This is a genomic window from Microbacterium sp. zg.Y909, assembly GCF_024626565.1.
Window position 1 is genome coordinate 1 of the sequence record NZ_JANJFJ010000320.1, and the last position, 5,063, is coordinate 5,063.

At 69.7% G+C, this 5,063-nt stretch carries 4 protein-coding genes; all 4 read left to right on the plus strand.

The window, feature by feature from the left end; genetic code table 11:
• On the plus strand, positions 1 to 1,034 hold a 1,034-nt coding region (locus tag NQ160_RS18115), incomplete at its 5' end, for an extracellular solute-binding protein (protein WP_306853701.1).
• Between the two features lie 20 nt (positions 1,035 to 1,054).
• Complete coding sequence (locus NQ160_RS18120) at positions 1,055 to 2,116, plus strand: ABC transporter ATP-binding protein (protein WP_257516526.1); 1,062 nt, start codon at positions 1,055 to 1,057, stop codon at positions 2,114 to 2,116.
• Between the two features lies 1 nt (position 2,117).
• Complete coding sequence (locus NQ160_RS18125; RefSeq protein ID WP_306813156.1) at positions 2,118 to 4,049, plus strand: ABC transporter permease; 1,932 nt, start codon at positions 2,118 to 2,120, stop codon at positions 4,047 to 4,049.
• Positions 4,046 to 5,063 (plus strand): LacI family DNA-binding transcriptional regulator (locus NQ160_RS18130; RefSeq protein WP_257516527.1); only part of this gene is annotated, 1,018 nt, incomplete at its 3' end. The genes NQ160_RS18125 and NQ160_RS18130, both read left to right, overlap by 4 nt.

Consider the following 5,063-nt stretch of genomic DNA (forward strand, 5'->3'; position numbering starts at 1 on the left):
CTGTCGCCGTGCTCGCTCTCAGCGGGTGCGCCGGCGGGGACGCCGACACCGAGACCGACGCCGGCGACACCGGCTCGTCGGACGGGACGCTCATCGTCTACACCAACTCCAACTCCGATGGCCGCGGCGAGTGGATCCAGGCGCAGGCCGAAGAGGCCGGCTTCGACATCGAGATCGTGGGCCTCGGCGGCGCCGATCTCACCAACCGCATCATCGCCGAGAAGAACAACCCCGTCGGCGACGTGGTGTTCGGTCTCAACAACATGTTCTTCGAGCAGCTGAAGGCCGAAGACGCCATCGTCGCCTACGAGCCGAGCTGGAGCGGTGAGGTGCCCGCCGACGCCGGCGATCCCGCCGACGGCGCATACTGGCCGCTCGTGCAGCAGGCCATCGTCACCGTCTACGACGAGAACGCCGTCTCGGACGCTCCCGAGGACATCGAAGAGCTCGCAACCGACGAGGCCTACCAGGGCCGGTACGAGGTCAACCCCGCGCTGGGGCAGGCGACGCCGCAGCTCGTGCTCGCCGGCATCCTCACCCGCCACCTCGACGAGGACGGCGACCTGGGCGTCAGCGACGAAGGCTGGGAGATCGTCAAGTCGTACTACGCCAACGGCTCCCCCGTCGTCGAGGGCACGGACCTCTATGCCCGCATCACCCGCGACGAGGTCGACTTCGGCGTGCTGCCCTCCAGTGGCATCGCCGCCCGTGACGCGGAGTACGGCACGGCCACGGGCCTCGTCGTGCCCGAGTACGGCGTGCCCTACGTGACCGAGCAGATCGCCGTCATCAACGGCGCCGCCAACGAGACGCGCGCCCAGGAGTTCATCGACTGGTTCGGCAGCGCCGAGGTGCAGGGCGCCTTCGCCGCCGAGTTCAACGCGATGCCGGTCAACGAGGGCGCGGTCGAGCAGGCCAACCCCGACGTGGTGGCCCAGCTGGCTGAGATCCCCCGCCAGGAGATCGACTTCGGCCTCGTCAGCGAGCACCTCGGCGACTGGGTCGAGAAGGTCACCCTCGAGTACATCGGCTGAGAAGGCGATAGGCACAGGCAGTGATCCGCTTCGACGACGTCGACGTCACCTTCGGCGACCACCGCGCCGTGCGAGGGCTCAACCTCGAAATCCGCGAGGGCGAGTTCTTCACCCTGCTGGGGCCCTCGGGCTGCGGCAAGACCACCGCGCTGCGCTCGCTCGCCGGCTTCATCCAGCCGACGGCGGGACGCATCGTCATCGGCGATCGCGACGTCACGAACGTGCCCAGCGAGAAGCGCGGCGTGGGGATGGTGTTCCAGAACTACGCCCTGTTCCCGAGCATGAACGTGCGCGACAACATCGCGTTCGGGCTGGCGGTGCGAAAGGCCCCCAAGGCCGAGCAGCGCCGACTCGTCGACGAGATCGCCGACCGCACGGGTCTGGCGTCGGCGCAACTGGACAAGAACGTCTCGGAGCTGTCGGGGGGTCAGCAGCAGCGAGTGGCCATCGCCCGCGCGCTGGTGCTGACCCCCAAGATCCTTCTGCTCGACGAGCCGCTGTCGAACCTCGACGCCAAGCTGCGGGTGCAGCTGCGCGAGCAGCTGAAGCAGCTGCAGAGCGAGGTCGGCGTCACGACGGTCTACGTCACGCACGACCAGGAGGAGGCGCTGACCCTCAGCGACCGCATCGCGGTGCTGGATGCCGGTGAGCTGCAGCAGGTCGGCACCCCCGAGGAGATCTACGACCGCAGCGCCACCTCGTTCGTCTGCCGGTTCATCGGGGAGAGCAATCGCCTCACCCCCGCCGTGCTGCGGCGACTGCGCGAAAGCGCTGCCGCGAGCGACGCGGCATCCGATCTGCCCGTTCTCGACGAGAACGCCGAGAGCTACGTGCGCCCCGAGAAGGTCGCCGTCGCGGTGGGGGCTCCGGCGTGGGGGGCCACCGATGGCGTCCTGCCCGTGGACGGCACCGTCGAAGGGCGCACGTACCACGGCAGCCACAGCGTCTACACCGTCGCGGTCGACGACGCGAAGCTGCGCGTGAGTGTGCCCGGCTCCGCCGCTGCGAAGCGGTGGGAGCCGGGGACGCAGGTCACCCTCGGCATCGATCCGCGCTGGGTCCTGCAGTACCCGGGAGCCTGACATGGCCTTCACCGCTCCCCCGCCGCCGGAGGCGGACGAGCTTCCGGCCGCGGCTGCCCCGGTGCCGCCGGTTCGCGCCGGCCGGCGAGGCCGACGCGGCTCCGGCCAGGCGCGCGCCATGGTGCGCTCGCCCCTCGTGTGGGTCACCGGCGTGGCCGTGCTGTGGTTCGCCGCGGCGTTCCTGGTGCTTCCCAACCTCTCGCTGCTGGGGACGACCTTCTTCCCCGAGGGGCAGTTCAGTGTGCGCGCGGTGGAGAAGCTGCTCGGCAGCGAGCGGGCGATGCGCACGCTCGGCAACAGCTTTCTGCTGGCGGTGACGCTGTCGATCACGGTCAACATCGTGGGCGTGTTCATCGTGCTGGTCACGCAGTACTTCCGCGTCCGCGGGTCGCGGCTGCTGTGGCTCGGGTACGCCACGACCCTCATCTACGGCGGCATCGTGCTGGCCGCCGGCTACAACTTCATCTACGGCCGATTCGGGTTCGTCACCAACCTGGCGCTGAACATCTGGCCGGACCTGGACCGTGACTGGTTCTCGGGCTACTTCGCCGTCGTGTTCGTGATGACCTTCGCGACGACGACGAACCACATGCTGTTCTTGTCTTCGTCGCTGGCGAAGATCGACTTCGCCTCGATCGAGGCCGCCAAGCTCATGGGCGCGTCGACGTGGAGCATCCTTCGGCGCATCGTGCTGCCGGTCATGCGGCCGATGCTCTTCGCAGTGACCGTGCTGACCTTCCTCATCGGACTGGGTGCGCTGACGGCGCCGCTCGTGCTCGGCGGACCGGACTTCCAAACCGTCGCGCCCCTCATCGTCGACCTCTCCCGCAGCCCGGTGACACGCGACATCGCGGCGCTCCTGGCGATCGTGCTGGGTCTCGCGACGATCGTGCTGCTGGCGATCATGAACCGCGCCGAGAAGTCGGGCGTCTACTTCTCTGTGGCCAAGGTCGCCACGCCCATCCAGAAGCAGCCGATCCCCAACCCGGTCGCCAACGCCGTCGTGCATGTGCTGGCGTACCTCGTGTGGCTGATCTACCTGATCCCGGTCGTGCTGATCGTGCTGTTCTCCTTCGTCGACGCCAGAAGCATCCTCGCCGGCAGCATCACCCTCGACAGCTTCACGCTGCAGAACTACATCACGGTGTTCACCACGCCGGGAGCGATCCGGCCGTTCATCGTCAGCGTCGTCTACAGCGCGGTGGCCTCGGTGATCGTCGTGGTCGGGCTGCTGTTCGTCGCCCGTGTGCTGCAGCGCTACCGCAACCCGGTCACGTCGCTCATCGAGTACGTGCTGCACATCCCGTGGATCCTGCCGACGGTGCTCATCGCCCTCGGGCTCGTCATGACCTTCGACCGCCCCAACGGCTGGGTCGCAGGCGCCGTGCTCACCGGCACCCCGGTGCTGCTGCTGGTGGCCTACATCGTCATCAAGATCCCGTTCACGCTGCGCCTGCTGAAGGCCGCGTTCGCGTCGGTGCCGGATTCGCTGGAGGATGCCTCCCGCATCCTCGGCGCGAAGTCGCTGACGGCGTTCCGCCGCGTGATCATCCCGCTGGTGCTCCCCACCGCGGCGGCGATCACCGCGCTGAACTTCAACAGCCTGCTCGACGACTACGACGCGGCCATCTTCCTCTATCACCCGCTGTACAAGCCACTCGGCGTCGCGATCCAGGAGAGCACGCGTGGCGAGAACAACCTCGACGCGATGCCGATCACGTTCGTCTACACCGTGCTGCTCATGATCATCATGGGTCTCGTCATGTACTTCGTGTACGGCCGCGGGGCGAGCGCCGGATCGCCGCGCCGCCCCGGGCGGGCCGCGCGACGCCGGGCAGCGCAGTCGGCCGCAGCGGCTCCGACTGCCCGCGCGGCCGCCGCCGGTGCGGTGGACGGCGACGGCGACCCCGGAGGCCGGGGAGCGCGCGCGTGAGTGACGTGCCCGACCGCCCGCCTCTGCGGGTGACGATCAGCGACGTCGCCGCGGCGGCGGGGGTTTCGCGGGCCACCGCGACCCGCGCGCTCAAGGGCGAGGGACGCTTCGCCGAGGAGACCCGTGCGCGCATTCTCGAGATCTGCGAGCGCCTGGGCTACGTGCCGAACACCATGGCGGCAGAACTCGCCGCCGGACGCACCGGCACCGTCGGGCTGCTGCTGCGCGACGCCAGCAACCCGGCCTACGGCCTGCTGTTCTCGTGCCTGCAGGACGAAGCGAACCGGTGCGGGCTGGACCTTGTGACCGTGACGATCGGCGCCGATACCGGCGGCACGAAGCAGGTCACCGCCCTGCAGCGGCTGCTGGGTATGCGGGTCGCCGGCCTCATCGTCGCCACCGGCGGCGTGACCAGCAGCCAGCTGGACCCCTTCGCCGACCAGGTGCCGATCATCCGCGCAGGCCGCGACGCCGTAGGCGACCGCGTGCACTCGGTCGCCTACGACGAGCACGCCCACGGCACTCTGCTCGCCGACCACGTCCACTCCCTCGGGCACCGCCGGGTCGCGGTGCTGGCGACCGACCCCGCGGCATCCTTCCCCGAGCATGTGCGAGCCAGCGCCATGCGTGAGCGGCTGGAGGCCATCGGCGTCGAGGTCGAGACGGTGCACGTGACGGCCGCGCCGGACGACGGCGTGGACGCGGTTGTCGCGCTGGCCTCTTCCCGACGGATCACCGCCGTGCTGTGCCCCTCGGACTACCGTCAGCTGGCGGTGCTGCGCGCCGCGCGGGCGGCAGACCTCGACGTTCCCCGCGACCTCAGCGTCACCGGGTGCGACGGCATCCTTCCCGGCGCGGATCTGCTGGGCCTCACCACTGTGCGCATACCCGTCGAGCAGGTGGCGCGGGAGACCGTCGAGGCGATGCAGCACCTTCTCGCCTCCGGTGACGACGGCGTGGTCCGTCGCTCCCACGCCGGCCCCCTCGTCCCCGGGTCGACGGCGGCCGCGCCGT

Coding starts and splice junctions, on each gene's coding strand:
- NQ160_RS18125 (WP_306813156.1), top strand. CDS start 2,118: ATGGCCTTCACCGCTCCCCCGCCGCCGGAGGCGGACGAGCTTCCGGCC.